Source organism: Xanthobacter dioxanivorans (assembly GCF_016807805.1).
Taxonomy (GTDB): Bacteria; Pseudomonadota; Alphaproteobacteria; order Rhizobiales; family Xanthobacteraceae; genus Xanthobacter; species Xanthobacter dioxanivorans.
Map to the genome: position 1 here is coordinate 799,547 of NZ_CP063362.1, position 26,082 is coordinate 825,628.

The window sequence follows — 26,082 nt, forward strand, 5'->3', positions numbered from 1 at the left end:
TAAACCGTTCGGCCCAAATTCACATAGGGTATAAACAGCCCTTCAGCCGATCGGCACAGCGGCCGCCCCGCCCGCCGCCGTCTTCAGCCAGGCGGCGCCGCAGGCCTTGGCCAGCTCGCGCACGCGCAGGATGTAGCTCTGCCGCTCGGTGACCGAGATCACCCCGCGCGCGTCCAAGAGGTTGAAGACGTGGGACGCCTTGATGCACTGGTCGTAGGCCGGCAGCACCATCTCGTGCTTTTCGCCCTTGTCGCCGAAGGCGAGGTATTTGTGGCAGGCGGCCTCGGCCATGCGGAACTGTTCGAGCAGCATCTGGGTGTCCGCCGCCTCGAAATTGTGCCGGGAATATTCCTGCTCGGCCTGCAGGAAGACGTCGCCGTAGCTGGTCTTCTGCGCCCCCTCGCGGCCGTTGAAGTTGAGGTCGTAGACGTTCTCGACCCCCTGCACATACATGGCGAGCCGCTCCAGCCCGTAGGTGAGCTCGCCGGAGACGGGGACGCACTCGACGCCGGCCACCTGCTGGAAGTAGGTGAACTGCGACACCTCCATGCCGTCGCACCAGCATTCCCAGCCGAGGCCCCAGGCGCCCAGCGTCGGGCTCTCCCAGTCGTCCTCCACGAAGCGCACGTCGTGGAGCTTGAGGTCGATGCCGATGGCCTCCAGCGACTTCAGGTAGAGCTCCTGCAGGTTGTCCGGCGAGGGCTTCAGGATCACCTGGAACTGGTAATAGTGCTGCAGCCGGTTGGGGTTCTCGCCGTAGCGCCCGTCCTTGGGGCGGCGCGAGGGCTGCACGTAGGCGGCCTTCCACGGCTTCGGCCCCAGCGCCCGCAGGGTGGTGGCGGGATGGAAGGTGCCGGCGCCCACCTCCATGTCGTAGGGCTGGAGGATGACGCAGCCCTGGTCCGCCCAGAAGCGCTGGAGGGTCAGCAGCAGGGCCTGGAAGGAGCGGTCGGGCCGCATGTGCGCCGGCAGGGAAGTGTCGATCATCGAAAGCTCGCTGGAACTGGTACCGCGCGGACAGGCCGGCATGCCCCGCGCGCCACGGCGCAGACGGAACGGCGCGACCGGCCCGGCCACGGCGGGCGGACACTAGTGCGCGATCGGTTTGGAGGGAAGCGCCATCGCCGGCCGGCCACCGGTGAAACGCCGTCCGGCAGCGGTTGCCCCCCCGCGCAGGCGCCCGGAATGCGGGCGGCGACGCGGCAGGCCAGCCGCGAGCGCAGCCCCCATCCGCCCCGGTCGAAATGAACCAGAACGTCCGGGCGTCGTTGTCTCTGCATCCCAGCCACATACGAGGAGACCCACGATGAAGGCTCTGAAATTTGCTGCCCCGGCCCTTGCCGCGGCCATGTTCGCGCTCTCCGGCGGCGCGGTGTCGGCCCAGAGCGGCACGGCGCCGGCGCCCAACACCCACAGCGGTCCCGCCCAGGAGGGTGGCCGCACCCAGGCGACGCCGGGCTACAATGGCGGCAACGCCGTGGACACCACCGGCACGCGACCGAACGTGGGGCCGGGCACCGCCGCCGGCCCCAACACCCAGGCCGGCCCGGCCCAGGAGGGCGGCCGCACCCAGGCGAGCCCCGGCTACAGCAGCAGCGGCGATACCCCCACGATGGACACCACCGGCTCGATCACGCCGCGCTCGGGCATCCAGGCCGGACCGAACACCCACCAGGGGCCGGCCCAGGAGGGCGGTCGCACCCAGGCAACCCCCGGCCCGAGCCGCTGACCGATCGCTTCAAGAAAAAGGCCCCGGAGCAGCGCTCCGGGGCCTTGCGTCATGGGCGGCCAGCCGGCGTCAGCCGCGGCTGCGGGCGCGGATCATGAAGTTGTCGTAGGTGTATTCCGCGATCTGCCACCACTGGTAAGCGGGGCCGCGATACGCCTTCATGTCCTCGTAGATCTTCTTGAAATCGGGGTTCTTGGCGCCGATTTCCTCGTAGAGGGCGGAGGATTCCTTGTAGGCGGCGTCCATCACGTCGTCGGGATAGCGGCGCAGCTGTGTGCCGGCCTTCACCAGGTTCTCGATGGCCGGCGGATTCTTGTAGTCGTAGCTCGCCAGCATGCTCTCGTTGGCCCGCGCCGCGGCGGTGACGAGCGCCGCGCGGTAGGCCTTGGGCAGCTCGGCCAGCTTCTCGTCATTGACGAAGAAGTTGAGGGCGGCGCAGCCCTCCCACCAGCCGGGGAAGTAATAATACTGGGCCACCTTGTAGAGGCCGAGCTTCTCGTCGTCATAGGGGCCGACCCATTCGGCGGCGTCGATGGTGCCCTTTTCCAGGGCCGGGTAGATGTCGCCGCCGGCGAGCTGCTGCGGCACCACGCCGAGCCGCGCCAGCACCTGGCCGCCCATGCCGGCGATGCGCATCTTCAGGCCCTTGAGGTCGGCGACCGACTTGATCTCCTTGCGGAACCAGCCGCCCATCTGGCCGCCGGTATTGCCGCCGGGCAGCATCACCACGCCGTATTTCTTGTAGAATTCGTTGAGCAGGGTAAGGCCGCTCCCGAACTGGAACCAGGCATTCATCATGCGGGTGTTGAGCCCGAACGGCACAGCGGTGCCGAGGGCGAAGGTGGGGTCCTTGCCCACATAGTAATAGGAGGCGGAGTGGCACATCTCCACCGTCTTGTTCTGCGTGGCGTCGAGCGCCTGCAGGCCGGGGACGATCTCGCCCGCCGCGAACATCTGGATCTGGAACTTGCCGTCGGTGATCTCGGCCACGGAGCGGGCCATGAGCTCGCCGGCGCCGAAGATGGTGTCGAGGGACTTCGGGAAGGACGAGGTGCAGCGCCACTTCACTTCCGGTGACGACTGGGCGATGGCCGGCATGGCGACGGCGGCGGAAGCGGCGACACCCGCGCCGGCGGCGGTCAGGAAATCACGGCGTTTCATGGAAGAGGCTCCCTAGGACGACTTCGAACGCGGCCCTGCTGCTGGCGGCGGGCCATCGTTGGTCTTCTTCTAGAGGGCGCCGTAGCGGTATGGAAGCGTGTTTGCATCGCAAAAATGATGCGGCGGAACCCTTAAAGTTCCCGGGCGCGGCGGCAAACGAAATTTCCTTGCGCCGCGCCCCGGTTGCGCCGGTCACTCGATCACAATCCGGGGAGCCTGCCGGCTGGAGGCGGTCACCCGCTCCAGCGCGGCCTTCACCCCCTGCGCCACATGGCGATAGGCGGCGGCCTGCGGGCTGTCGGGGTCGGAGACGACGATGGGAAGCCCGGCGTCCGACATCTCGCGGATGCGCATGTGGAGCGGGATCTCGCCGAGGAAGGGCACGCCCATCTTGTCGGCTTCCGCGTGGGCGCCGCCATGGCCGAAGATGTCCGAGCGGCCGCCGCAATGCGGGCAGATGAAGTGGGACATGTTCTCCACCACGCCGAGGATGGGCACGTTGACCCGCTCGAACATGGCCACCCCGCGCCGCGCGTCGATGAGGGCGAGGTCCTGCGGCGTGGAGACGATGACCGCGCCGGCGAGGTTCACCTGCTGGGCCATGGTGAGCTGGGCGTCGCCGGTGCCGGGGGGCATGTCCACCACCAGGACGTCGAGCGGGCCCCACTTCACTTCCTTCAGCATCTGGGAGATGGCGGACATGACCATGGGCCCGCGCCAGATCATCGGCGTGTCCTCCTCCACGAGGAAGCCGATGGACATCAGCTGGAGCCCGAAATTCTCCAGCGGGATCATGACCTTGCCGTCGACGGTCTCGGGCTTCTGGGCGACCCCGGACAGGCGCGGCACGGACGGGCCGTAGATGTCGGCATCGAGCAGCCCCACCTTGAGGCCGAGGTCGCGCAGGCCGAGAGCGAGGTTGATGGAGGTGGTGGACTTGCCCACGCCCCCTTGCCGGATGCGACGGCGATGATGGACGCGACCCCCGGCACCGAGATCGCCCGCGACGGCGCGGGCGTGCCATGGCCATGGCCGTGGCCGTGGGGCGCGGGGGCAGGCGGCGCCATCTTGCGCTCGGAGGTGAGGGTGACCAGGGCCGAGGCGACGCCGGGCAGCGCCTTCACCGCCGCCTCGGCCGCGCCGCGCACGTCCTCCCAGGCGCGCGCCTGGGCCGGGTCCACGTTGATCGAGAGGTAGACCTTGCCCGCGGTCACGACGACTCCCGACAGGGCCGGGGAGACCGCAAGGGCGACGCCCTCCGGCGTGCGCACCTTGGCGAGGGCGGAGCGGATCAGGTCTTCGGTCAGTTCGGCTGTGACGTTGCTCATGTCTCTCACTCCGCTGCCGGTGGTCCGCACGCTGGTTCGGGGCTGGCGTGGGCCGGGCTGGAATAGCTCGAAATTGTCATTTGATTCGCATGCCCGGCCCCAACTGCAAAGCCTGACATATGGGCGCTGATTAAACCTTGGGCAAGCCGGAGCGCCCGGTGTCACCCCCTGCCGCGGTCGTCATCGCTCCGGCTCCGGTGCATCCCGGGGCGGTCCCAGGGCACGGGCAATGTCGGCCTTGAGCTGCGGCAGCAGCTCCGCCTCGAAGAAGGGATTGCGCTTCAGCCATCCGGTGTTGCGCCAGGACGGGTGCGGCAGCGTGTAGACCGCCACCGGGTCGGCGAGCGCCGCGCCGGCCGCCCGCACGCTCCGCCAGTTCGCCACGGTCTGCGTCAGGCTGCGGCCGAGATGCGCGCCGAGGCCGAGCCGGGCGAGATGATAGGCCTGCGCCGGCCGTCCCACGGCGAGGATCAGCCGGAACGGCGGCAGGGCGCAGAACAGCGCGTCGTGCCAGGCGGCGGCACATTCGCGCCGGGGCGGCAGGTCGGCGCCCTTGGCATCCTGCCCGGGAAAGCAGAAGCCCATGGGCGCGATGGCGATGCGCGCCACGTCGTAGAACGCCTCCTTGCTCACCCCCATCCAGTCGCGCAGCCGGTCGCCCGAGGCATCGGTGAAGGGCAGGCCGCTGGCATGCACCCGCGTGCCGGGAGCCTGGCTCGCCACCAGGATGGAGGCGGTGGCCGACACCCGCAGCACCGGGCGCGGCGCGTGCGGCAGCGGCGGCCCGAGCGGCGCCTCGACGCAGATCCGACAGGCGCGGATGCGCGCGAGGAGGGTGTCGAGCGCGGCGGGGTCCACGGGATCAGACCTCGAGCTCCAGCCCGTCCTCGGCCACGGCGAAGTGGCGCGCATCCACCTCGCCCCGCCGCGCCCACATCTCGTCGCCCATGTGGGTGAGGAGGATGCGGCGGGCGGCAAGCTCCGCCCGCCGCTCCAGAAGGGTGCGGTAGGCCAGATGGCCCACCGGCGCGCCGTCGAACATGAAGCTCTCGCAGATGAAGAGGTCGGCGCCGCCGGCGATGGGCAGCAGCGCCTCGGTCCACTCGGTGTCGCCGGAAAAGGCCAGGGTGCGCGCGCCGTCGGTGAGGCGCAGCGCGGTGGAGGGGGCGCCCGAGGGATGGATCACCGCCGCCGTGGTCAGGGTGAGGGGGCCGTGGCGCGTGGTGGAGCCGGGCTCCACCTCCTCCACCCGCCATTCGAACCGCCACCGGTTCTGGCCCATGCCGGGGAACAGCACCTCCATCGCCACATCGAGGCGCGCACGGGTGCCGGGGGGCCCACCACCACCAGCGGCTTCTCCCGCCGGCGGACGAACTGGCCGTCGAGCAGCAGGAACGGGATGCCGGCGAAATGATCCCCGTGGAGGTGGCTGAGGAAGATCGTGTCGATGTCGGCGGACGGCAGGGCGAACCGGTTGAAATTCACCAGCGCGCTGGCACCGAAGTCCAGCGTCACCGTCCGTCCGGCGGCGCGCACGAGGTAGCAGCTGCTGCCGCGCCCGCCGGACCCGAAAGCATCGCCGCAGCCGACGACCTTGACCTGCATCATATCAAGCCTTTGCACTCGGCCGCTGGGACACCACGTCGTGCCAGCGCAGGAGGTGGGTGTGGGAGGCGGGCACCTCGGTGCGGATCACCCGCATGAAGTCGACGGCCACCAGCAGCGTGATGTCCGCCACGCTGAACCGCTCGCCCGCCGCATAGGCCCGGTCGGCCAGGGCGTCGTTGAAGAACGCCAGCGCGGCGAGAACCTTGGGCTTGTTGGCCTCGCCCCAGTCCGGCACCTGCGGCACCTCCATCCCGGCCATGCCCGGATTCAGGTGGCGCAGCACCGTCATGACCGGGAAGAACAGGTCCAGCTCCACCCGCCGCTGCCACATCTCCACCAGCGCCTGTTCCACCGGGGTCCGGCCGAACAGGTTGGGCTCGGGCTGGAGCGCCTCGAAATAGCGGCAGATGGCCATGGTCTCGGCGATGGCGGTGCCGTCGTCGAGGACCAGGACCGGCACGCGCTGGCGCGGATTGATGCCGGTGAAGGCGTCCGACTTATGCTCCATCCTGGCCAGGTCCACCGGCTCCAACGGAACCGAAATTCCCTTTTCCGCCAGAAAGATGCGCACCCGCCGGGGGTTGGGGGCCCGTCCCGCGTCATATAGCTTCATCGCCCTGCCCTGCCTCCCGATGCGTCGCGTTCGGCGTGCGAAAGATCACGCCGGAACGCGCCGCGCAAGGGTCGGAGCGCGCGGCCTGGGCCGCGGCGGGCTTGGGGCTTCCACCGTCACGGCGTGCGCGGATGATCGGAGCGATACTCCGCCGGCGGCTGGAAGGAGCCGGCCCAGATGCCGCGCCGCGCCGCCTGCGCCTGCGCCTCCGATCCGGCATAGTCCCGGCCGCGATAGGCCACCGCCAGGCCCTCCCGCACCATGTGGTCGGCCAGGTCCTGCCCGCCGACCGTGCAGCGCGCGACGATCCGCCCGTAGGGGTCCCGCCCGTTGCCGGCGCAGGACACGGCGCCCTTCAGGCTCTCCTCCAGCACCCGCCGCGCCACCTCCCCGCAGGGCCAGGAGCGCCGGTCGCGGACGCATTCCTGCTTCAGCTCGGGCGCATCGATGCCGGCCAGGCGCACCCGCGCGCCGGCCACGTCGAGCGTGTCCCCGTCGACGGCGTAGGCGGCGCCGTCCGTCTCCTCCCGCTGCTGGATGAACACCGAGATCGCCGCGAGCCCGAGCAGCACGAGCGCGCCAATCAGAAGGTCGAACAGGCGCATGCACGTCTCCGGCCGGGGATGACCGGCAGCATGGGCTGGTTCCGTTAACCGCTCGTTAACCCCACTTGCCCCAGGAGTCGACATCGTCACCGCAAGGCCCGCCGCGCGTTCCCGCGCCGCGCCGGGCGCGAAGGGCTCCGCCGCATGTCCGGCCTGTTCTGCCCCCCGCTCTGCGACGCCGCCGGCTCCCCATCCGAGCCCGCGGCGGCGGCGCAGGGATTCGCGCCGCCGGCCCGCGCGCCCGTCGTCCCCGTGCTGGCGGCCATCCTCGGCATCAGCGGGTTCGCTTTGGCGGGGGCCACCTTGTCCGGGATCGCCGGCGCCCTCGCCGGAGGACTGGCCGCCGCGGTCGCCGCGGCGCTGCTGCTGCGGCACGCCGCCCGGCAGGAGACGGCCCGCCGCGCCTTCGAGGCGCGCGCCAGGGCGGCGGAAGCCGCCTGCGCCCGCGCCGAGGCCGAGAGCCGGGCGAAGTCCCTGTTCCTGGCCGAGATGAGCCACGAGCTGCGGACCCCGCTCAACACGGTGATGGGCTTTTCCGAGATGATGGCGGAGGAGGTGCTGGGCCCGCACCGCGTGCCCGCTTATGCCGGCTATGCGCGGGACATCCATGTGGCCGGCCGGCACCTGCTGTCCCTCGCCGACGACCTCCTCGACCTCGCGCGCATCGAGATCGGCCACCGCAGCCTGATGGAAACGCCGGTGCGGCTCGACCTGCTGGCGGAGGACTGCGTCGGCATGATGGGCCCCCTCGCCGCGGCGCGGCCGCTGGCCCTCGGCCTGGAGATTTCCGGGCCGGCGCCGCGCCTGTGGGGCGACGAGCGCGCGTTGCGCCAGATCGCCCTCAACCTCCTCGCCAATGCGGTGAAGTTCACGCCCGCCGGTGGCACCGTGCGGCTGCGGGCCGGCATCGGCGGGGACGGCGCGCCCTACCTGTCGGTGGAGGATACCGGCCCCGGCATCGCCGACCGCGAGCTGCCGCTGGACGGCGCGCATCCGCGCGAAAGCCGGCTGGACCTCGCCACCGGACGCGGCGCCGGCCTCGGGCTCGCCATCGTGCGCGGGCTGGCATCGCTGCACGGGGGCAGCCTCACCCTGGTGCGCCGGGCGGGCGGGGGCACATCGGCCCGCGTCGCCTTCCCGGCGGCGCGCGCCATGCACGGCAGCTGAAGGCCGCCCCCGACGCTCAGTCCTGCGAGACGCCGGCCTCGGCAAAGGTCGCCATGCCGCGATGGCAGGCCACCGCCGCCTTCACCACCCCGATGGCCAGCGCCGCGCCGGAGCCCTCGCCGAGCCGCATGCCGAGATCGAGCATGGGGGTGAGGCCGAGCCGCCGCAGCAGCGCGGCATGCGCCTTCTCGGCCGAGACGTGGCCGGCGAGGCAATGGTCGAGGGCCGAGGGGTCCATGGCGTGGAGCACGGCGGCGGCGGCGGTGACCACGAACCCGTCGAGCACCACCGGCACCTTCTCGTGCCGGGCGGCGATGATGGCGCCGGCAATGGCCGCCACCTCGCGTCCGCCGAGCCGGCGCAGCACCTCCAGCGGGTCGGCGAGGTGGTCCTGGTGGAAGGCCACCGCCGCGCGTACCGCCGCGACCTTGCGGGCGAGCACCTCGCCGGTGGAACCGGTGCCGGCGCCCACCCAGTCCTCGGCCGCCCCGCCATAGAGGCCGTGGCAGAGCGCGGCGGCGATGGTGGTGTTGCCGATGCCCATCTCGCCGAGGCACAGCAGGTCCGATCCGCCGGCGATGGCCTCCATGCCGAAGGCCATGGTGGCGGCGCAGGCCTTCTCGTCGAGGGCGGCGGCCTGGGTGATGTCGGGGGTGGGATAGTCGAGGGCGAGGTCGAACACCCGCAGCCCGGCGTCGAAGGTGGCGCAGATCTGGTTCACCGCCGCCTTGCCGGCGGTGAAGGTGGCCATCATCTGCTTGGTCACCGCGCCGGGATAAGGCGAGACCCCCCGGTCGGCGATGCCGTGGGTGGCGGCGAACACCGCCACCATGGGCCGGTTGACCGTGGGCAGGGAATTGCCCTGCCAGGCGGCGAGATGGACCGCGATGGCCTCCAGCCGGCCGAGCGCGCCGAGCGGCTTCACCAACTGCTCCTGACGCGCCAGCGCCGCCTCCCGCGCGCCCTCGCTGGGGCCGGGCATGGTGGCGACGAGGCGGCGGATGTCGTCGAACGGCTGGCCGGTGAGGGCCGTGCCGTTTTCAGGAGCGCGCTGTTCTGGCGGGTACATGGCAACTCGGGCTTTGGGAAAAGGGAGCTGCCGCTGAATAGAGCGCCGGAGGGCGCGGGGCAAATGGGACGGGTGTTGCGGACAGGTGTCACGGCGGACAAACCGAAACCGGCGACAGCGCTCCGGCCCTGCTCTCGCCAGCCGTCATGCCCAGCCATGTGCCGGGCATCCACGCCACGTCACAATCACCGGCGTTCGAGGCGGGCTCCCGGCCGCCCGCGTGCCCCGGACGCATGCAGCGCAGCGGAGTGCGAGCCGGGAAACGAAAACGGACGGGCGGGGGATGGAACTGCGAAACCTGCATGTTTGCCGGTTGCGCCTGCAAGGGCTGAAGTCGGCAACAGCCGACTTCAGGGACAAGCCCGCCATGAAAGGGCGTCCTCCGGCAACCTGCCGTCTCCTGGCGCGCGACGGCGAGGGTGAGGCGTGGGCGGCCGGGGCCGGCCCACGCCCCCTCTCACGCCTCGCGGATGTCGTTCGCCGCGCGGGCGAGGATCTCCACGATGCGGGTCTCGGCGCCGCGGTTCGCCTCCAGCTTCTGCTGGGAGACATCGCGCAGGTTCTCCAGCGCCGCCTCCACCAGCCGGGGCAGGTCCGCGCCGTGGCTGGGGCCGTTCTCGCTCCAGCCCATCCACTTCTTCACCCGGCCCATCTTCAGGCCGATCTCCGAGAGGCGGCCGATGATGGCATCGGCGAAGTCCCGGTTCTGCCCGAGATAGGCCCGGCCTTCCTCGGTGATGGCGTAGCGCTTCTTGGCGCCGTCCGTCTCCGAGGTCACGTAGCCGGCCTCCTCGAGGAAGGTGAGGGTGGGATAGACCACGCCGGGGCTGGGGGAATACCAGCCGGCGGTCTTGTCCTCGATCAGCTTGATGATCTCGTAGCCGTGCCGCGGCTGCTCGTTGATGAGCGACAGGGCCAAGAGCTTCAGGTCGCCCTGCGCCAGCATGCGGCCGATGCGGAACATGTCGCCGCCCCCGCCCCGCCCGCCGCGCCCGCCGCCGCGATGCCCGCCGAAATCGCCGCGGCCCGGGCCGCCGGCGTGGCGCATCTCGTCGCGCATGTCCCCGCGCATGTCGCGGGGGTCATACATCTCGTTCCGGTGATGCCTGCATCCAAACATGATTTCGTTTCCTCAGATATGTCGTAAGATACAACTGCAGTCTTTATATCGTTCGATATATCTAAAACGCAAGCCCCTTCGCGCCGGATCCCGATTCAGGGTTTCTGAAGGGGCGCGGCGCATAGTCGAAAGACCGAACCGGGAGCACCGCGCATGGCCATGACCGACGACCAGAAGGCCGCGCGCGCCACCCATGGCCTCCTGTCCGCGGCGAGCCCGGATGTGGCGCAGGCGGCGCAGGCCTGGCTCGCCCGCCTCGCCCACGAGCGGCGGCTCTCCGCCAAGACGCTGGAGGCCTACGCCCGCGACCTCGGCGTGGTGCTCCAGCGCCTCACCGGCCATCTCGGCGCCCGGCCGGGCCTTCTCGACCTTGCCGCCCTCACCCCGGCCGACGTGCGGGCCGTGCTCGCCGCCCGCCGCGCCGACGGGGTGGCGCCGCGCACCCTGGTGCGGCTGCTGGCCGCCGCGCGCTCCTTCGGCCGGCACCTGGAGCGCGAGGGGCTGGGCAAGGTGGGGGCGCTCGCCGCCGTACGCGCCCCCAAGGTGCCCGCCAGCCTGCCCAAGCCCGTCTCCGTCGCCGCCGCCCGCGCCCTCGCCGATCCTGCCACCCGCGCCGGGGACCCGCGCGAGCCCTGGGTGCTGGCGCGCGATGCCGCCGTCATCGCCTTGCTCTATGGGGCCGGGCTGCGCATTTCCGAGGCCCTCGGCCTCACCCCCCGCCAGGTGCCCGCCGGGGCCGGGCAGATCACCGTCACCGGCAAGGGCCGCAAGACCCGCATGGTGCCGCTGATCGCCCCGGTGCGGGCCGCCATCGCCGCATACGAGGCCCTGTGCCCGCACGCCCTCGGACCGGACGGTCCGCTGTTCCGCGGCACCAGGGGCGGGCCCCTGTCGCCGCGCATCGTGCAGCTGGCGGTGGAGCGCATGCGCGGCGCCCTCGGCCTGCCGGAGAGCGCGACGCCCCACGCCCTGCGCCATTCCTTCGCCACGCACCTGCTGTCGCGCGGCGGGGAGATCAGGGCGATCCAGGAACTGCTCGGCCACGCCTCGCTGTCCACCACGCAGATCTACACGCAGGTGGATGCCACCGCCCTCATGGCCGCCTATCGCGCCGCCCATCCGCGCGCCGCCACCGCGACGCCCGGAAAATGAAACCGCCGGACAAGGAGAGGAGAGGCCATGGTGTTCCCGCCGCCGGTGCGTCCCGTCATCGAGCATCTTTCGCTGACCACGGTGGACCTCGCGCGTGCCGTCCGCTTCTACGATGCGGCGCTGGCGCCCCTCGGCCTGGTACGGGTGGCGGACTATGACGAGCCGGAAGGGGCTTCCGCCTGCTGGGGCCCGCCGGGCACCCTGCCGGCGCCGGAAGGCGCCATCGGCGCCGCCCCGTTCTGGGTGCAGCTGAGGGAGGGGCCCCTGGCGCCGCCGCCCGGCACCCACGTCTGCTTCTGCGCGCCGGACGTGCCGGCCGTGGCGGCGTTCCACGCGGCGGGGCTGGCCACCGGCGGCACCGACCATGGGGCGCCGGGCCTGCGGCCCCAGTACGGGCCGGGCTATTATGCCGCCTTCCTCATGGATCCGGACGGCTGGCGGATCGAGGCGGTGACCTATCTTCAGGCCGGAGCACCCCCGCCGCCGGGCCCGGCCCACGGGGCGCAATGACGCTGCGTCATGGACATCGGCGGGACCGGCCCCGGCTGCGGCAACGCTCAAGGGTGCAAGAAATCGTGATCGCCCCCCGACGCAGGCAGGGTTCGCAGCACCACCATCCCGTGTCTTAATTGATCTGTGACACCCAAACGAAGGCAGGAGAGAAAGATGAAGCGCTTCGCTTTCACCTTGTGCGCCCTGACCGTCCTTGCCGGGACCGCGCCCGCTTTCGCCGGCGGCAGCGGATGCCCTGGCATGACCAATGCCGCGACCGGGTCCTCGACCACGACCGCGAGCACGCCCGTCAGCCAGAAGGACGGCTGACGCTTCGACTGTTCTTCAAGGGACCTCCATCCCCCTCCGGCTCCTGTAGCCGGAGGGTTTTTTTATGTCCCGATCCTTTATGTCCCGATCACATGTGGATGGCGCGCTTCTCCACCGCCATGGCCGCTTCCTTCACCGCTTCCGAGCGGGTGGGATGGGCGTGGCAGGTGCGGGCGAGGTCCTCGGACGAGCCGCCGAACTCCATCAGCACCGCGCATTCGTGGATCATCTCGCCGGCCTCGGGGCCGATGATGTGGGCGCCCAGCACCTTGTCGGTGGCGGCGTCGGCGATGATCTTCACGAAGCCGTCGGTGGTGTTGTTCACCTTGGTGCGGCCGTTGGCGGTGAACGGGAACTTGCCCACCTTGTAGGCGACGCCCGCCGCCTTCAGCTCGTCCTCGGTCTTGCCCACCGAGGCGACCTCGGGGAAGGTGTAGACCACGCCGGGGATCACGTCGTAATTGACGTGCCCGGCCTTGCCCGCCAGCAATTCGGCCAGCGCCACGCCCTCGTCCTCGGCCTTGTGGGCCAGCATGGGGCCGACGATCACGTCGCCGATGGCATAGATGCCCGGCACGTTGGTGGCGAAGTGGTGGTCGGTGACCACGCGGCCGCGCGCATCCTTGGCCACCCCCGCCTCCTCCAGCCCGAGGCCGGCGGTGTAGGGGATGCGGCCGATGGCGACCAGCACCACGTCCGCCTCCAGCACCTCGGCGGCCCCGCCCGCGGCGGGCTCCACCGACACCTTCAGGGTCTTGCCCGTGGTGTCGACGCCGGTGACCTTGGTGCCCAGCTTGAAGGTGAAGCCCTGCTTGTCGAGGATGCGCTGGAAGCTCTTGGCCACCTCCGAATCCATGCCGGGCAGGATGCGGTCGAGGAACTCCACCACCGTCACCTGCGCGCCGAGGCGGCGCCAGACGGACCCGAGCTCAAGGCCGATGACGCCCGCGCCCACCACCACCAGCTTGCCCGGCACCTTCGGCAGCGACAGCGCGCCGGTGGACGAGACGATGCGCTGCTCGTCGATGGCGACGCCCGGCAGCGGCGCCACGTCCGAGCCGGTGGCGATGACGATGTTCTTCGTCTCAAGCGTCTCGACCTTGCCGTCGGCGTTGAGGGTGACCTCCACCTTGCCGGCGCCGAGGATCTTGGCCGTGCCGAAATACACGTCGACCTTGTTCTTCTTCAGCAGGAACTCGACGCCCTTGACGTTGCCGTCCACGCCGCGGTCCTTGAAGCCGAGCATGGCCGGAAGGTCGAGGGTCGGCTTGGAGACGCCGATGCCCATCTCGCCGAACTTGTGGCCCGCCTCCTCGAACAGCTCGGAGGCATAGAGCAGCGCCTTGGAGGGGATGCAGCCCACGTTGAGGCAGGTGCCGCCATGGGTGGCGCGCTTCTCGACAACAGCCACCTTCAGGCCCAGCTGCGCCGCGCGGATGGCACACACATAGCCGCCGGGGCCGGTGCCGATGATGGTGAGATCGTAAGAGGTACTCACGAAGCGCTCTCCAATGGTTCAGCGAGAGAAAAAGCGAGATGGTCTTTGATCAGGCCCCAGTTGTCCCTAAAGCTTTCAAGCTCGGGAATGGACCGCAGCAACGCCTTTCCCCACTTTGATTTTTCGTAGATCGCAGCTCTTACGACATTGACTGGAAAGACAAAATATTCCGGAGGCTTCTTACCGTGGCCCGGAGTCGATGCGCCCTTTGCCTTCCCGTAACGATAGCCTCTGTTGAGAGCTACAAATACGACGAAGTCACAGTCGAAATTGCCCACGAGGAAGCCGCCATCAAAGTCGGATGCCCATCTGCTCTTTACTTGTACACGAACAGAAAGCCCCTTCTCAGGATTGACGGCCACCAAGTCATATCCTGGCATGCGGGCGTACGTCTTGTAGGCTGCGATGCCTTCAATCAGTAACGCCCCCAACACCAGAAATTCGGCCCCCTCTGCCTCCAGGCGGGAGTTGAGCCGAGTCATTCTAGCCTCACAGATCCAGCACGAGCCGCGCCGGATCCTCCAGGGTCTCCTTCACCCGCACCAGGAAGGTCACGGCCTCGCGGCCGTCGACGATGCGGTGGTCGTAGGACAGCGCCAGATACATCATGGGACGCACCACGATCTGGCCCTTGACCACGATCGGCCGCTCCTCGATGCGGTGCATGCCGAGGATGCCCGACTGCGGCGCATTCAGGATCGGGGTGGACATCAGCGAGCCGTAGATGCCGCCGTTGGTGATGGTGAAGGTGCCGCCCTGCATGTCCTCGATGCCGAGCTTGCCGTCGCGGGCCTTGCGGCCGAAGCCGGCGATGGCCTTCTCGATCTCCGCGACCGAGAGCAGGTCCGCGTCGCGCACCACCGGCACCACCAGGCCCTTCTCGGTGCCCACCGCGATGCCGATGTTGTAGTAGTTCTTGTAGACGAGGTCGGTGCCGTCGATCTCGGCGTTCACCGCCGGAATGTCCTTCAGCGCCGCGATCACCGCCTTGGTGAAGAAGCCCATGAAGCCGAGCTTGGTGCCGTGCTTCTTCTCGAACGCATCCTTGAACTGGCTGCGCAGAGCCATCACCGCGCTCATGTCCACGTCGTTGAACGTGGTGAGCATGGCGGCGGTGTTCTGCGCATCCTTCAGGCGCCGCGCGATGGTCTGGCGCAGCTTGGTCATCTTCACCCGCTCCTCGCGGGCGGCATCGGTCGGCGCCGAAGGGGCGCGGACCGCCACCGGCGCGGGGGCCGGCGCGGACGGCACGCCGGCGGCGATGGCGGCCAGCATGTCGCCCTTGGTGACGCGGCCGTCCTTGCCGGAGCCGGCGACATCCGCCGGGCTGACGCCGCTCTCGGCGGCGATGCGGCCCACGGCCGGGCCGTTGGCGCCGGTGGCAACGGCAGCGGCGGGCGCCGCGGCGGGGGCCGGAGCGGGCGCAGGCGCCGCCGGGGCCGGAGCCGGAGCGGCGGCGGGAGCCGCGGCGGCCGCGCCGGAGCCGGCGCCGATGGAGCCCAGAAGGGCGCCGACGCCCACGGTGTCGCCGTCCTTGGCGATGATCTCGGAGAGAACGCCGGAGGTCGGGGCGGGCACCTCGACGGTCACCTTGTCGGTCTCGAGCTCCACCAGCGGCTCATCGGCCTTGACGGCATCGCCCGGCTTCTTGAACCACTTGCCGATGGTCGCCTCGGTAACGGACTCGCCCAGGGTGGGCACGCGGATCTCGGTGGTCATTGCGTTCGCCCCCTCCGGGGGCCTCCCTCAACTATCGGCGCGGGACAGGCGGGACGCCCGGCCCTGGATGAGCGACAGAATGGGCATCACCGCATAGGAGAAGCCCAGGTCCGCCCGGATGACGGGATCGTCTGCGGCGAGGCCGGTCGCTGCGGCCTCGTCCGCCACTTCAACAAGCGCCATGCCCCAGATGCCGGAAGGGTCGACCACCGGCCCGACGGCAAGGGCGACGCCGCGATCGGCCTCGCTCTGCCAGAAGGCGCTGTGGGCGGCCATGGCATCCATCTCCGCCGCGCTGGCATCCTGGGGGAAGCTCGGGCGCGGCGGGGTCAGGCGCAGGATGAAATGTGCCACGGCGCGGCCTCAGCCCAGGGCTTCTTCGAGGAACGCCTTGAGCTGGGCCATGTGCTTGGACATGAGGCCCGTCGCGGTCGCGGCGGAGGCCGGACGGCCGGCATAGCGCGGGCGCTTCGCGGCCCCGCCCACCTGCTCCAGCACCCAGTCGAGATACGGCTGCACGAAGGCCCAGGACCCCTGGTTCTTCGGCTCCTCCTGGCACCAGACCACCTCGGCGCCCTTGAAGCGCGAGAGCTCCTGCACCAGCGTCTTGAGCGGGAACGGGTAGAGCTGCTCCACCCGCAGCAGGTAGACGTCGCTGACGCCCCGCTTCTCGCGCTCCTCGAGCAGGTCGTAATAGACCTTGCCGGTGCACAGCACGACGCGGCGGATCTTGTCGTCGGCGACGAGCTTGATGCCGTCGGCGGTGGGGTGCGACTGGGCGTCGTCCCACAGCACCCGGTGGAACGAGGTGCCGGCCGCCATCTCGCTGAGGCTGGAAACCGCCCGCTTGTGGCGCAGCAGGGACTTCGGCGTCATCAGGATCAGCGGCTTGCGGAATTCCCGCTTCATCTGCCGGCGCAGGATGTGGAAGTAGTTGGCCGGCGTCGAGCAGTTCGCCACCTGCATGTTGTCCTCGGCGCACATCTGCAGGTAGCGCTCGAGGCGGGCGGAGGAATGCTCCGGCCCCTGGCCCTCATAGCCGTGCGGCAGCAGGCAGACGAGGCCGGACATGCGCAGCCACTTGCGCTCGCCGGAGGAGATGAACTGGTCGAACACCACCTGCGCGCCGTTGGCGAAGTCGCCGAACTGCGCCTCCCAGAGCACCAGGGTGTTGGGCTCGGACAGGGTGTAGCCGTACTCGAAGCCGAGCACCGCCTCCTCCGAGAGCATCGAATTGATGACCTCGTACTTGGCCTGGCCCTCGGAGAGGTGGTTGAAGGGCTTGTAGCGTGCCTCGCTCTCCTGGTCGGTCAGCACCGAATGGCGCTGGGAGAAGGTGCCGCGCTCGACATCCTGGCCGGAAAGGCGCACCGGGCTGCCTTCCAGCAGCAGGGTGGAGAAGGCCAGCGCCTCGCCCGTCGCCCAGTCGATGCCGACGCCGTCCTCGATGGACTTCTTCCGGTTGTCGAGGAAGCGCTGGATGGTGCGGTGGACCTGGAAGCCCTCCGGCACGCGGGTGATCTTCTCGCCGATGGCCTTCAGCGTGTCGATGGCGACGCCGGTATTGCCGCGGCGCGGATCGTCGTCCTCGTGGGTGGGCTTGAAGCCGGCCCAGCGGCCGTCGAGCCAGTCCGCCTTGTTGGGCTTGTAGGCCTGGCCGGCCTCGTGCTCGGCCTCCAGGCGGTCGCGCCAGGCGCCGCGCATGGTCTCCAGCTCGCCGGCGGTGACGACGCCCTCGGCTTCCAGCTTCCGGCCGTACAGCTCCAGCACGCTCGGGTGCTGGCGGATCACCTTGTACATCTTCGGCTGGGTGAAGGACGGCTCGTCGCCCTCGTTGTGGCCGAAGCGCCGGTAGCAGAACATGTCGATGACCACCGGCTTGTGGAAGCGCTGGCGGAACTCGGTCGCCACCTTGGCGCAGAACACCACCGATTCCGGGTCATCGCCGTTGCAGTGGAAGATCGGCGCCTCGATCATCTTCGCCACGTCGGACGGATAGGGCGAGGAGCGCGAATAGCGCGGATTGGTGGTGAAGCCGATCTGGTTGTTGATGATGACGTGGATCGACCCGCCGGTGCGGTGGCCCTTCAGGCCGGAGAGGCCGAGGCACTCGGCCACCACGCCCTGGCCGGCGAAGGCGGCGTCGCCGTGCAGCAGCAGCGGCAGCACCTTCACCCGCTCCGCGTCCTGCATCTGGTCCTGCTTGGCGCGGGCCTTGCCCAGCACCACCGGGTCGACGATCTCGAGGTGCGAAGGGTTCGCGGTGAGCGAGAGGTGGACCTTGTTGTTGTCGAACTCGCGGTCGGACGAGGCGCCGAGGTGGTACTTCACGTCGCCGGAGCCCTCGACCTCGTCGGGGGCCCAGGAGCCGCCCTTGAACTCGTGGAACAGGGCGCGGTGGGGCTTGCCCATCACCTGGGTCAGCACGTTCAGGCGGCCGCGATGGGCCATGCCGAACACGATGTCCTTCACGCCCAGGTTGCCGCCGCGCTTGATGATCTGCTCAAGGGCCGGGATCAGGCTCTCGCCGCCGTCGAGGCCGAAACGCTTGGTGCCGGTGTACTTCACGTCGAGGAACTTCTCGAAGCCCTCGGCCTCCACCAGCTTGTTGAGGATGGCGCGCTTGCCCTCGCGGGTGAAGGTGACTTCCTTGTCCGGGCCCTCGATGCGCTCCTGGATCCAGGCCTTCTCCTCGGGCGAGGAGATGTGCATGAACTCGACGCCGATGTTCGCGCAATAGGTGCGGCGCAGGATCGACACCATCTCGCGCACGGTGGCGAATTCCATGCCGAGCACGTGGTCGATGAAGATCTTGCGGTCGAGGTCGGCCTCGTAGAAGCCGTAGGAGGCGGGGTCGAGCTCGGGCGCCTCGCGCGGCGGGGTCAGGTTCAGCGGGTCGAGGTTGGCGTGCAGGTGGCCGCGCATGCGATAGGCGCGGATCATCATCAGCGCCTTGACGGAATCGCGGCTGGCCTGCTGCACCTCGGCGGCGGAGAACTCGGCGCCGGACTTCTGCGCCTTCGCCTTCACCTTCTCGGAGATGGCCTTTTCCACCTCGATCCACTGGCCGTCCATGGCCGAGACCAGCTCGCCATTGGCGTGCACCGGCCAGTTCGGATTCTTCCAGGAGGCGCCGCGGGCGTTCTGGATCACCTGGTTGGGATCATCCTTGAGCGCCGCGAAGAAGCTCTGCCACTCCGGGCTCACCGCATTCGGATCGGCTTCGTAGCGGGCGTAGAGATCCTCGATCCAGGCGGCGTTGGCGCCATAGAGGAAGGAGGTGGAGAGGAAAACGTCGTTCTGTTCCGCGCGCGACATGGGCTTCTTCCCGGATGGTCGGTGGCGCCTTTCTTTCCTTCAGCGCATTTCGCTCAGGAAATGAAGCCCCAAAGACCGCTCTCTGCCACAAATCCGGCGTCCGGCGTGTGACCGGGCGCCCTTTCACCCCTGCGAGGCTCGTGGCGGCCTTCGGCAGCGGTGCTCGACAACCTTTAGATGGGATGCGCCGCAGGCGACCGAAAGGTCACCGCGGCGCCAATCCCGAACCGCACTCGCCAGTCGCCGAACTTCGTGGCGAAAATGCGCAGTGGCTTCGCCCGAAGCCCTCCCCCTCCCCCGGCGGCGCCTTCTTCCGCGCCGGAAGAAGGTGATACCGCCGGATCCCCTTCCCGAACCCGGAAACCCCGGGCATCGGGAAAGGAGGGGACGGCTCCCGCCCTCAGCCCTTGAGCACCTCGACGAGGGTCTTGCCGAGGCGGGCCGGGGACGGGGACACGCGAATGCCCGCCGCCTCCATGGCCGCGATCTTGTCCTCGGCGCCGCCCTTGCCGCCGGAGATGATGGCCCCCGCATGACCCATGCGGCGGCCGGGAGGCGCCGTGCGGCCGGCGATGAAGCCCACCATCGGCTTCTTGCGCCCCTTCTTCGCCTCGTCGGCGATGAACTGCGCCGCCTCTTCCTCCGCCGAGCCGCCGATCTCGCCGATCATCACGATCGACTGGGTCTTCGGGTCGGCCAGGAACATCTCCAGCACGTCGATGAACTCGGTCCCCTTCACCGGGTCGCCGCCGATGCCCACCGCCGAGGTCTGCCCCAGCCCCTCCTGCGAGGTCTGGAACACCGCCTCGTAGGTCAGCGTCCCCGAGCGCGAGACGATGCCCACCGAGCCCTTCTTGAAGATGTTGGCCGGCATGATGCCGATCTTCGATTCGCCCGCCGTCACGATGCCCGGGCAGTTCGGCCCGATGAGGCGGCTCTTGGAGCCCGAAAGCGCCCGCTTCACCTTCACCATGTCCAGCACCGGAATGCCTTCCGTGATGCACACGATGAGCGGGATCTCGGCGTCGATGGCTTCCAGGATCGCGTCGGCGGCGCCCGGAGGCGGCACGTAGATCACCGAGGCGTCGGCCCCGGTCTTCTCCTTCGCCTCGATCACCGTGTCGAACACCGGCAGGCCCAGATGGGTGGAGCCGCCCTTGCCCGGCGAGGTGCCGCCGACCATCTTCGTCCCGTAGATGATGGCCTGTTCCGCATGGAACGTGCCGTTCTTGCCGGTGAAGCCCTGGGTGATGACCTTGGTATTGGCGTCGATGAGCACGGACATCACGCAGCTTCCTTCTTCACCGCGGTCACGATCTTCTGCGCCGCATCATCCAGATCGTCCGCCGGGATCACGTTCAGCCCCGACTCACGGATGATCTTCTTGCCTTCCTCGACATTGGTGCCTTCAAGGCGCACCACCAGCGGGACCTGCAGTCCCACCGCCTTCACCGCCGCCAGCACGCCGCGGGCGATGACATCGCACTTCATGATGCCGCCGAAGATGTTGACCAGGATGCCCTTCACGTTGGGATCCGCGGTGATGATCTTGAAAGCCGCCGTCACCTTCTCCTCGGTGGCGCCGCCGCCCACGTCGAGGAAGTTGGCCGGGCTCTCGCCGTAGAGCTTGATGATGTCGAGCGTCGCCATGGCGAGGCCGGCGCCGTTGACCATGCAGCCGATGGTGCCGTCGAGGGCGATATAAGCGAGGTCGTACTTGGAGGCCTCGATCTCCTTCTCGTCCTCTTCCGTCAGGTCGCGCAGCTCGGCGAGCTCGGGATGACGGAACAGGGCGTTGGAATCGAAGGTCACCTTGGCGTCGAGCACGCGCAGCTGGGCGTCCTTGGTGATGATCAGCGGATTGATCTCGAGCATCGCCATGTCGGTGTCGACGAACGCGGTGTAGAGCACCTGCGCCAGCTTGCCCGCCTGCTTGGCGAGGTCGCCGGAGAGGCCGAGGGCCTGGGCGATCTTGCGGCCGTGGAAGCCCTGCACGCCGGTGACCGGGTCCACCGAGAAGGTGACGATCTTCTCAGGGGAGGAATGGGCCACTTCCTCGATGTCCATGCCGCCCTCGGTGGAGACCACGAAGGCCACGTGGGACGTGGCGCGGTCCACCAGGAGGGAGATGTAGAACTCCTTCTCGATGTCGGAGCCGTCTTCCAGGTACAGGCGGTTCACCTGCTTGCCGGCCGGGCCGGTCTGGATGGTGACGAGGGTGTTGCCGAGCATCTGGCCGACGAAGGTCTTCACCTCGTCGATGGACTTGGCGAGGCGCACGCCGCCCTTGTCGCCGGCCTCGGGCTCCTTGAACTTGCCCTTGCCGCGCCCGCCGGCGTGGATCTGCGACTTGACCACCCAGAGCGGGCCGCCGAGTTCCTTGGCCGCCGCCTCCGCGTCCTCCACCTTCAGCACCGGCACGCCGCGCGAGACCGGCGCACCGTACTTCTTCAGGAGCGCCTTCGCCTGGTACTCGTGAATATTCATCTCTGCGTCCCTCAGGGTTGCGAAATGCCCCTCCCCTGCCCCGGCCCGTCGGCGCCACGCCCCAACACGTGGTCGACCGGTCCGGGCCGCCTCCACCGCAGAGTGGGGCCCGGCGCCGGGCGACCCCTAAAGGGCCACCGCGAGATCTCGGGCCCCCGGGAGGGGAGCATTCGTCTCCTTCACCTCGCCGGTCGTTCAGCCGGCACGAAAACGGCGCACCCTGCGGCGCGCCGTCATGGTCGAGATCACTTCCCGAGGCCGGGTGCGATCTTCACGCAGGCCTCCACCAGTCCTTCGACGGCGTCGACCGATCGTTCGAACATGGCACGCTCGGACCGGTCGAGATCGACCTCCACGATGCGCTCCACCCCGCGCGCGCCGATCACCGCCGGCACGCCCACGTAAATATCCCTGAGGCCGTACTCCCCATCGAGCTTGGCGGCCACGTGAAGCACGCGCTTCTTGTCCTTCAGGTAGCTCTCCGCCATGGCGATGGCGGCGGCCGCCGGCGCATAGAAGGCCGAGCCGGTCTTCAGCAGGTTGACGATCTCCGCCCCGCCGTCGCGGGTGCGCTGCACGATGGCGGCGATGCGCTCCTCGCTGGTCCAGCCCATGCGGATGAGATCGGGAACGGGAATGCCGCCGACGGTGGAATAGCGCACCAGCGGCACCATGGTGTCGCCGTGCCCGCCCATGACGAAGGCGGTGACGTCCTCCACCGAGACGCCGAACTCCTCGGCGAGGAAATAGCGCATGCGCGCGGAATCGAGCACGCCAGCCATGCCCACCACCTTCGCCGGCGGCAGGCCGGAGGTGCGCTGCAGCGCCCACACCATGGCATCCAGCGGATTGGTGATGCAGATGACGAAGGCGTCCGGGGCATATTTGCGCAGGCCCGCGCCCACCTGCTCCATCACCCGCAGGTTGATGGAGAGCAGGTCGTCGCGGCTCATGCCGGGCTTGCGCGGCACGCCGGCGGTGACGATCACCACGTCGGCGCCGGCGATGGCGTCGTAGCTCGACGCGCCGGCGAAGGCGACATCGAAGCCCTCCACCGGCGAAAGCTCCGCAAGATCGAGGGCCTTGCCCTCCGGAACGCCCTCCGCCACGTCGAACAGAACGACGTCGCCCAACTCCTTCATGCCGGCGAGAAGGGCGAGCGTGCCGCCGATCTGGCCAGCCCCGATGAGGGCGATCTTGTTGCGGGCCATCCCGAGTCCCCGAACCGAGCTGCTGCAGGCGGACACATGAGGCGAGCCGCCGCAGGAAGCGAGCGGCGCTTGACTACTCCCATCCGACAAGGGGTTCAAGCCGGCCGCACTGCACAAATAGTGGGAGATGGCCGATATTTGGCCGGAAAACAGGCCGTTGTCCGGGGCTTTACCTCCCAATTCGCACCATGCGGGAAACAATCCCGCATGGTGGTGCAGCCCCACCCGCCCCCGGCGCCGCGCGCACCCCGCTCCCGCCATCCGCAGACGGGCACCGCCGCGCGGGATCGACCACACGGGTCCATGAGACCATGGGCGCGCCCCGGCGGCGGGCGCATCCGCGTTGCGCCGGACGGCGGAGGCTGGGCGGGGATGGTGCGGGGGGCGCAGGACCGGGTTGCAGGATTGGGTTGCGTGGCCGCAGGCTGTGAACGCCGGGGCCGCAGGAGGCCGAAGGCGGCGGGACAGGAAGCGGCGGGACAGGAAGCGTGGCGGGCAGCGGCCGGCGGGTTTATCGCGAACCGCCAAATCCGAGCCGCCGGTCGACGACACCCGTCATCGAGCGGAGCGGCATCACCGCCGCCGGAAGCCGGTCGGCGCCCCGGCGCGGATCGACATTCAGATCGACCGGCGCCCTCCCGACACCGCCGTCATGGCCGGGCTTGTCCCGGCCATGACGGCGGCCGAAGAAAACGCGGACACTGAAGGTCGATCGGTCCCAGGTCGTTTCCCCGTTTCACGGAATCGGGGAAACGACCGCTGTCTCTGCACGATCGCGTTTTCTTCGCGCGAACCGGTCTCCACTTCGCTCGAAAACGCCCTGGAGAAAATCTGCCCTCTCCCCGCATACGGCCGAGCGACCAGCCGGATGAAAAAACATGAACAAATCGAGAAAATACAACAAACAATCAGCGGGGAGAGGGCAGCCGACCGGGGGCAGCGGCCTCCGGCGGAAGGGGTGGAGCCGGGCGGCCCCGGCCGGACGGCCGGGACGCTGCCCGCGGCATGAAAGGCGGCGGACCAGCCTCAGCTTCCGGTCTTCAGCGTGGTCAGGGACACGAAGCTGGGCTTGGGGCCGGGCGCGGCGGGACGGCTCGGATCGTGCTCTTTCAGCACCTTGAACACGCGCTCCGCCATGGGATTGGACTTGATGAAATCCTCATAGGCCTGCGACAGCATGGACTGCGCCGCCGTGAAGATCTCGTCCTCGCTCATGCCCTCGAACTCGGCGGACACGAGGTACTGGCCCATGCGCCGCAGGATATGCAGGCGAAGCACCTGGAGCACTTCCGGCTGGTACTCCACCTGCAGGAGCTCGAAGAACTCTTCCGCGCTGTGCAGGGACTTCAGCTTGTCGACTACCGACATCGCGACCTCCTCTTTGTCATTTTTCCGGACGGGCCCGAGCACCCGCGGCAACGCCCCGGGGGCCGTCACGCCGCCTCGTCCGCAGTGGCCCCGCGCCCGCGCGGCCGCTCGCTCTGCAGATGCGCCAGGCGCGCTTCCAGGAACTCGATCCGGTCGAGGAGCGAGACGATGGCCTCGCCCACCGGGTCCGGCATCAGGTGATGCTCAAGGTCGATGCGGCCGTCGCCGACCCGGCGGCGGTCGGCCATGGCCTTCACCACCCGGCCCGGAATGCCCACCACCGTCATGCCGGGGGCACGTCCTCGATCACCACCGAATTGGCGCCGATGCGGCAGCCCGCCCCCACCGTGATCGGCCCGAGGATCTTGGCGCCGGCGCCCACCAGCACGCCGTCGCGCAACGTGGGGTGGCGCTTGCCAGGGGTCCAGGAGGTGCCGCCCAGGGTCACCCCGTGATAGAGGGTCACGTCGTCGCCGACCTCGGCGGTCTCGCCGATCACCACGCAGGCGCCGTGATCGATGAAGAAGCCCCGGCCGATGGTGGCGCCGGGATGGATGTCCACGTTGGTCAGGAACCGCCCGAGCCAGGACAGGAAGCGCGCCGGGAACTTGATGCCCCGCCGCCACAGCCGGCTGGCGAGCCGGTGCCAGATGACCGCATGCACGCCGGGATAGGTGAGGACGATCTCCACCGTGTTGCGCGCCGCCGGATCACGGGACTTCACGCAGTTCACGTCCTCGCGGATGAGCCGCCAGACCGAGAGCGAGCGCGCATCCGCCTTCGCCGGGGCGGTGGCGAGGGGCACCTCGGTTCCTTGCCATTTCGGGCTTCCCATGATCATGGGTCAGGCTCCCATCACTGCGGCGTGGCGGCGCTTGAGCGCCCCTTCGGTGAAGCTGTCCTCGTAGAAGCGCTTGAGCACCTCGGCGGAGACCGACTGCTTGGTGCGGGTGGCGAAGTCGCGCACCCGGGCGAGAATGGCGCGGCCGCGCGCCTCGTCCACCGCGAGCCCCTCGTCGGCCAGCGCCTTGGAGATGGCGGCAAGGCCCGAATGCTTGCCCAGCACCACGCGATGCGCGCGCCCCAGCAGTTCCGGGTTCAGCGCCTCGTAGGTGCCGCGGTCCTTGAGCAGGCCGGAGACGTGGATGCCGCTCTCGTGGGTGAAGATGTCCTCGCCGACGATGGCCTTGGTACGCGGCATGGGGCGCCCCGCCGCCTCCATCACCCTCTGGGCGAGGGGCCGGAGGGCGCACGGGTCGATGCCGGTCTCGGCGCGGGAGGTCTGGCGCAGGGCGATGGCCACCTCCTCCAGCGCCGCGTTGCCCGCCCGCTCGCCGATGCCCGCCACCGTCACGCTGGCATGGCGCGCGCCGCCGGTCGCCGCCGCCAGCGTGTTCGCCGTGGCGAGGCCGAGATCGTCATGGGCGTGGAACTCGATCTCGAGGTCCGTGGCATTGGCCACCCGGCGCACCAGCGCGTAGGTGGAGAACGGGTCGAGCACGCCCAGCGTGTCGGCGAGGCGCAGGCGGAACGCCCCGGATTCCTTCGCCGCCTCGGCCACCCGGCAGAGGAAGTCGGGATCGGCCCGCGAGGCATCCTCGCAGCCCACCGCGACCGTGAAGCCGAGCTTGGTGGCCAGCGTCACCACGTGCCGCAGGGCGCCCAGCGCCCATTCGCGGTCGCGGTTGAGCTTGCCGCGCAGCTGGCGGTCGGAGGTGGGGATGGAGAGGTTCACATAGCTCACCCCGGCGGAGACCGCGGCGAACAGGTCCTCCTCGCTCATCCGGCACCAGGCGGCGACCCGGATCGGCAGCTTGAGCGAGACGATGGAGCGCAGCGTCTCGATCTCCTCGTCGCCCATGGCGGGGGTGCCCGCCTCGATCTCCGGGACGCCGGCCGCCGCCAGCGCCTCGGCGATCTCGATCTTCTCCTTGCGGGAGAAGGCGACGCCCGGCGCCTGCTCGCCGTCGCGGAGCGTGGTGTCGTTGAGGAAGACGGTGCGCGCCGGCTGCAGCCTTGCGGTGGCCCCGCAGGTGTCCGCGGATGCCCGACCGGCCCGGCCCGTGGCGGCAGATGGTGACTTCGCGAGCATGGGTCCCTTCCCGTC

General features: G+C 69.5%; 24 protein-coding genes and 2 pseudogenes. 5 read left to right on the forward strand and 21 right to left on the reverse strand.

Annotated features, from left to right (window positions below; genetic code table 11):
- Positions 1-42 precede the first annotated feature (42 nt).
- Positions 43-984 carry a glycine--tRNA ligase subunit alpha gene (locus tag EZH22_RS03785; protein WP_203196368.1) on the reverse strand — a complete coding sequence of 314 codons (942 nt, stop codon included), beginning with the start codon at positions 982-984 and terminating at the stop codon, positions 43-45.
- 322 nt (positions 985-1,306) lie between these two features.
- On the opposite strand from EZH22_RS03785, the gene EZH22_RS03790 reads away from it, so the two are divergent.
- Positions 1,307-1,729 (forward strand): hypothetical protein, encoded by a 423-nt coding sequence (locus EZH22_RS03790; protein ID WP_203194444.1) that lies wholly within the window; start codon positions 1,307-1,309, stop codon positions 1,727-1,729.
- A 69-nt stretch (positions 1,730-1,798) separates the two neighbouring features.
- On the opposite strand, the gene EZH22_RS03795 is transcribed toward EZH22_RS03790, so the two are convergent.
- The 7 genes and pseudogenes from EZH22_RS03795 to EZH22_RS03825 all read right to left on the reverse strand — a co-directional run bounded on the left by EZH22_RS03795 (position 1,799) and on the right by EZH22_RS03825 (position 7,044).
- The gene (locus EZH22_RS03795) at positions 1,799-2,890 is read right to left on the reverse strand and encodes a TRAP transporter substrate-binding protein (protein ID WP_203194445.1); all 1,092 of its coding nucleotides are present in this window, start codon (positions 2,888-2,890) and stop codon (positions 1,799-1,801) included.
- Between the two features lie 192 nt (positions 2,891-3,082).
- Positions 3,083-4,218 (reverse strand): annotated as a pseudogene (locus tag EZH22_RS03800) (Mrp/NBP35 family ATP-binding protein).
- A gap of 180 nt (positions 4,219-4,398) precedes the next feature.
- Complete coding sequence (locus EZH22_RS03805; RefSeq protein ID WP_231711287.1) at positions 4,399-5,076, reverse strand: uracil-DNA glycosylase family protein; 678 nt, start codon at positions 5,074-5,076, stop codon at positions 4,399-4,401.
- Positions 5,077-5,080: 4 nt separating this feature from the next.
- Positions 5,081-5,521 (reverse strand): MBL fold metallo-hydrolase, encoded by a 441-nt coding sequence (locus EZH22_RS03810; protein WP_203194447.1) that lies wholly within the window; start codon positions 5,519-5,521, stop codon positions 5,081-5,083.
- Positions 5,416-5,826: an MBL fold metallo-hydrolase gene (locus tag EZH22_RS03815; RefSeq protein ID WP_203194448.1), complete on the reverse strand. Its 411-nt coding sequence runs from the start codon at positions 5,824-5,826 to the stop codon at positions 5,416-5,418. The genes EZH22_RS03810 and EZH22_RS03815 overlap by 106 nt, the downstream gene beginning before the upstream one ends.
- Position 5,827: 1 nt before the next feature.
- Positions 5,828-6,439 carry a glutathione S-transferase family protein gene (locus EZH22_RS03820; protein WP_203194449.1) on the reverse strand — a complete coding sequence of 204 codons (612 nt, stop codon included), beginning with the start codon at positions 6,437-6,439 and terminating at the stop codon, positions 5,828-5,830.
- A 116-nt stretch (positions 6,440-6,555) separates the two neighbouring features.
- Positions 6,556-7,044: a thermonuclease family protein gene (locus EZH22_RS03825; protein ID WP_203194450.1), complete on the reverse strand. Its 489-nt coding sequence runs from the start codon at positions 7,042-7,044 to the stop codon at positions 6,556-6,558.
- 144 nt (positions 7,045-7,188) lie between these two features.
- Between EZH22_RS03825 and EZH22_RS03830 the strand changes: the two genes are divergently transcribed.
- The gene (locus tag EZH22_RS03830) at positions 7,189-8,211 is read left to right on the forward strand and encodes a sensor histidine kinase (RefSeq protein ID WP_203194451.1); all 1,023 of its coding nucleotides are present in this window, start codon (positions 7,189-7,191) and stop codon (positions 8,209-8,211) included.
- 16 nt (positions 8,212-8,227) lie between these two features.
- On the opposite strand, the gene cobT is transcribed toward EZH22_RS03830, so the two are convergent.
- Both cobT and EZH22_RS03840 read right to left on the reverse strand, forming a co-directional pair.
- Positions 8,228-9,280: a nicotinate-nucleotide--dimethylbenzimidazole phosphoribosyltransferase gene (cobT, locus tag EZH22_RS03835; RefSeq protein WP_203194452.1), complete on the reverse strand. Its 1,053-nt coding sequence runs from the start codon at positions 9,278-9,280 to the stop codon at positions 8,228-8,230.
- A gap of 457 nt (positions 9,281-9,737) precedes the next feature.
- Positions 9,738-10,400 carry a PadR family transcriptional regulator gene (locus EZH22_RS03840; protein WP_231711288.1) on the reverse strand — a complete coding sequence of 221 codons (663 nt, stop codon included), beginning with the start codon at positions 10,398-10,400 and terminating at the stop codon, positions 9,738-9,740.
- Positions 10,401-10,553: 153 nt separating this feature from the next.
- Between EZH22_RS03840 and EZH22_RS03845 the strand changes: the two genes are divergently transcribed.
- From EZH22_RS03845 to EZH22_RS03855, 3 genes are all read left to right on the forward strand, one after another.
- The gene (locus EZH22_RS03845; protein WP_203194453.1) at positions 10,554-11,552 is read left to right on the forward strand and encodes a tyrosine recombinase XerC; all 999 of its coding nucleotides are present in this window, start codon (positions 10,554-10,556) and stop codon (positions 11,550-11,552) included.
- Between the two features lie 27 nt (positions 11,553-11,579).
- Entirely contained in the window at positions 11,580-12,062 is a 483-nt protein-coding gene (locus EZH22_RS03850) for a VOC family protein (protein ID WP_203194454.1), read from the forward strand.
- A gap of 156 nt (positions 12,063-12,218) precedes the next feature.
- Positions 12,219-12,374, forward strand: coding sequence for a hypothetical protein (locus tag EZH22_RS03855; protein ID WP_203194455.1), 156 nt, complete (start codon positions 12,219-12,221; stop codon positions 12,372-12,374).
- An 88-nt stretch (positions 12,375-12,462) separates the two neighbouring features.
- Here the strand turns inward: EZH22_RS03855 and lpdA are convergent, their stop codons facing one another.
- From lpdA to nifV, 11 genes and pseudogenes are all read right to left on the reverse strand, one after another.
- A complete protein-coding gene (gene lpdA, locus EZH22_RS03860; RefSeq protein ID WP_203194456.1) occupies positions 12,463-13,872 on the reverse strand; it encodes a dihydrolipoyl dehydrogenase in 1,410 nt (469 codons plus the stop codon).
- Entirely contained in the window at positions 13,869-14,354 is a 486-nt protein-coding gene (locus tag EZH22_RS03865) for a hypothetical protein (protein ID WP_203194457.1), read from the reverse strand. Before EZH22_RS03865 ends, lpdA begins: the two co-directional genes overlap by 4 nt.
- Before the next feature lie 7 nt (positions 14,355-14,361).
- A complete protein-coding gene (gene odhB, locus EZH22_RS03870) occupies positions 14,362-15,591 on the reverse strand; it encodes a 2-oxoglutarate dehydrogenase complex dihydrolipoyllysine-residue succinyltransferase (RefSeq protein ID WP_203194458.1) in 1,230 nt (409 codons plus the stop codon).
- Between the two features lie 27 nt (positions 15,592-15,618).
- Positions 15,619-15,945: a YciI family protein gene (locus EZH22_RS03875; RefSeq protein WP_203194459.1), complete on the reverse strand. Its 327-nt coding sequence runs from the start codon at positions 15,943-15,945 to the stop codon at positions 15,619-15,621.
- 9 nt (positions 15,946-15,954) lie between these two features.
- On the reverse strand, positions 15,955-18,909 hold the full coding sequence (locus EZH22_RS03880; protein ID WP_203194460.1) for a 2-oxoglutarate dehydrogenase E1 component: 2,955 nt from the start codon (positions 18,907-18,909) through the stop codon (positions 15,955-15,957).
- Between the two features lie 400 nt (positions 18,910-19,309).
- Positions 19,310-20,194, reverse strand: coding sequence for a succinate--CoA ligase subunit alpha (sucD, locus tag EZH22_RS03885; protein ID WP_203194461.1), 885 nt, complete (start codon positions 20,192-20,194; stop codon positions 19,310-19,312).
- Positions 20,194-21,396, reverse strand: a complete 1,203-nt coding sequence (gene sucC / locus EZH22_RS03890; protein ID WP_203194462.1) for an ADP-forming succinate--CoA ligase subunit beta — start codon at positions 21,394-21,396, stop codon at positions 20,194-20,196. The genes sucD and sucC overlap by 1 nt, the downstream gene beginning before the upstream one ends.
- A gap of 245 nt (positions 21,397-21,641) precedes the next feature.
- Positions 21,642-22,607 (reverse strand): malate dehydrogenase, encoded by a 966-nt coding sequence (gene mdh / locus EZH22_RS03895; RefSeq protein ID WP_203194463.1) that lies wholly within the window; start codon positions 22,605-22,607, stop codon positions 21,642-21,644.
- 1,026 nt (positions 22,608-23,633) lie between these two features.
- Positions 23,634-23,975: a nitrogenase stabilizing/protective protein NifW gene (gene nifW, locus EZH22_RS03900; RefSeq protein WP_203194464.1), complete on the reverse strand. Its 342-nt coding sequence runs from the start codon at positions 23,973-23,975 to the stop codon at positions 23,634-23,636.
- Positions 23,976-24,040: 65 nt separating this feature from the next.
- Positions 24,041-24,810 (reverse strand): annotated as a pseudogene (gene cysE, locus EZH22_RS03905) (serine O-acetyltransferase).
- 9 nt (positions 24,811-24,819) lie between these two features.
- A complete protein-coding gene (gene nifV / locus EZH22_RS03910) occupies positions 24,820-26,067 on the reverse strand; it encodes a homocitrate synthase (RefSeq protein WP_203194465.1) in 1,248 nt (415 codons plus the stop codon).
- Between the last annotated feature and the right edge of the window lie 15 nt (positions 26,068-26,082).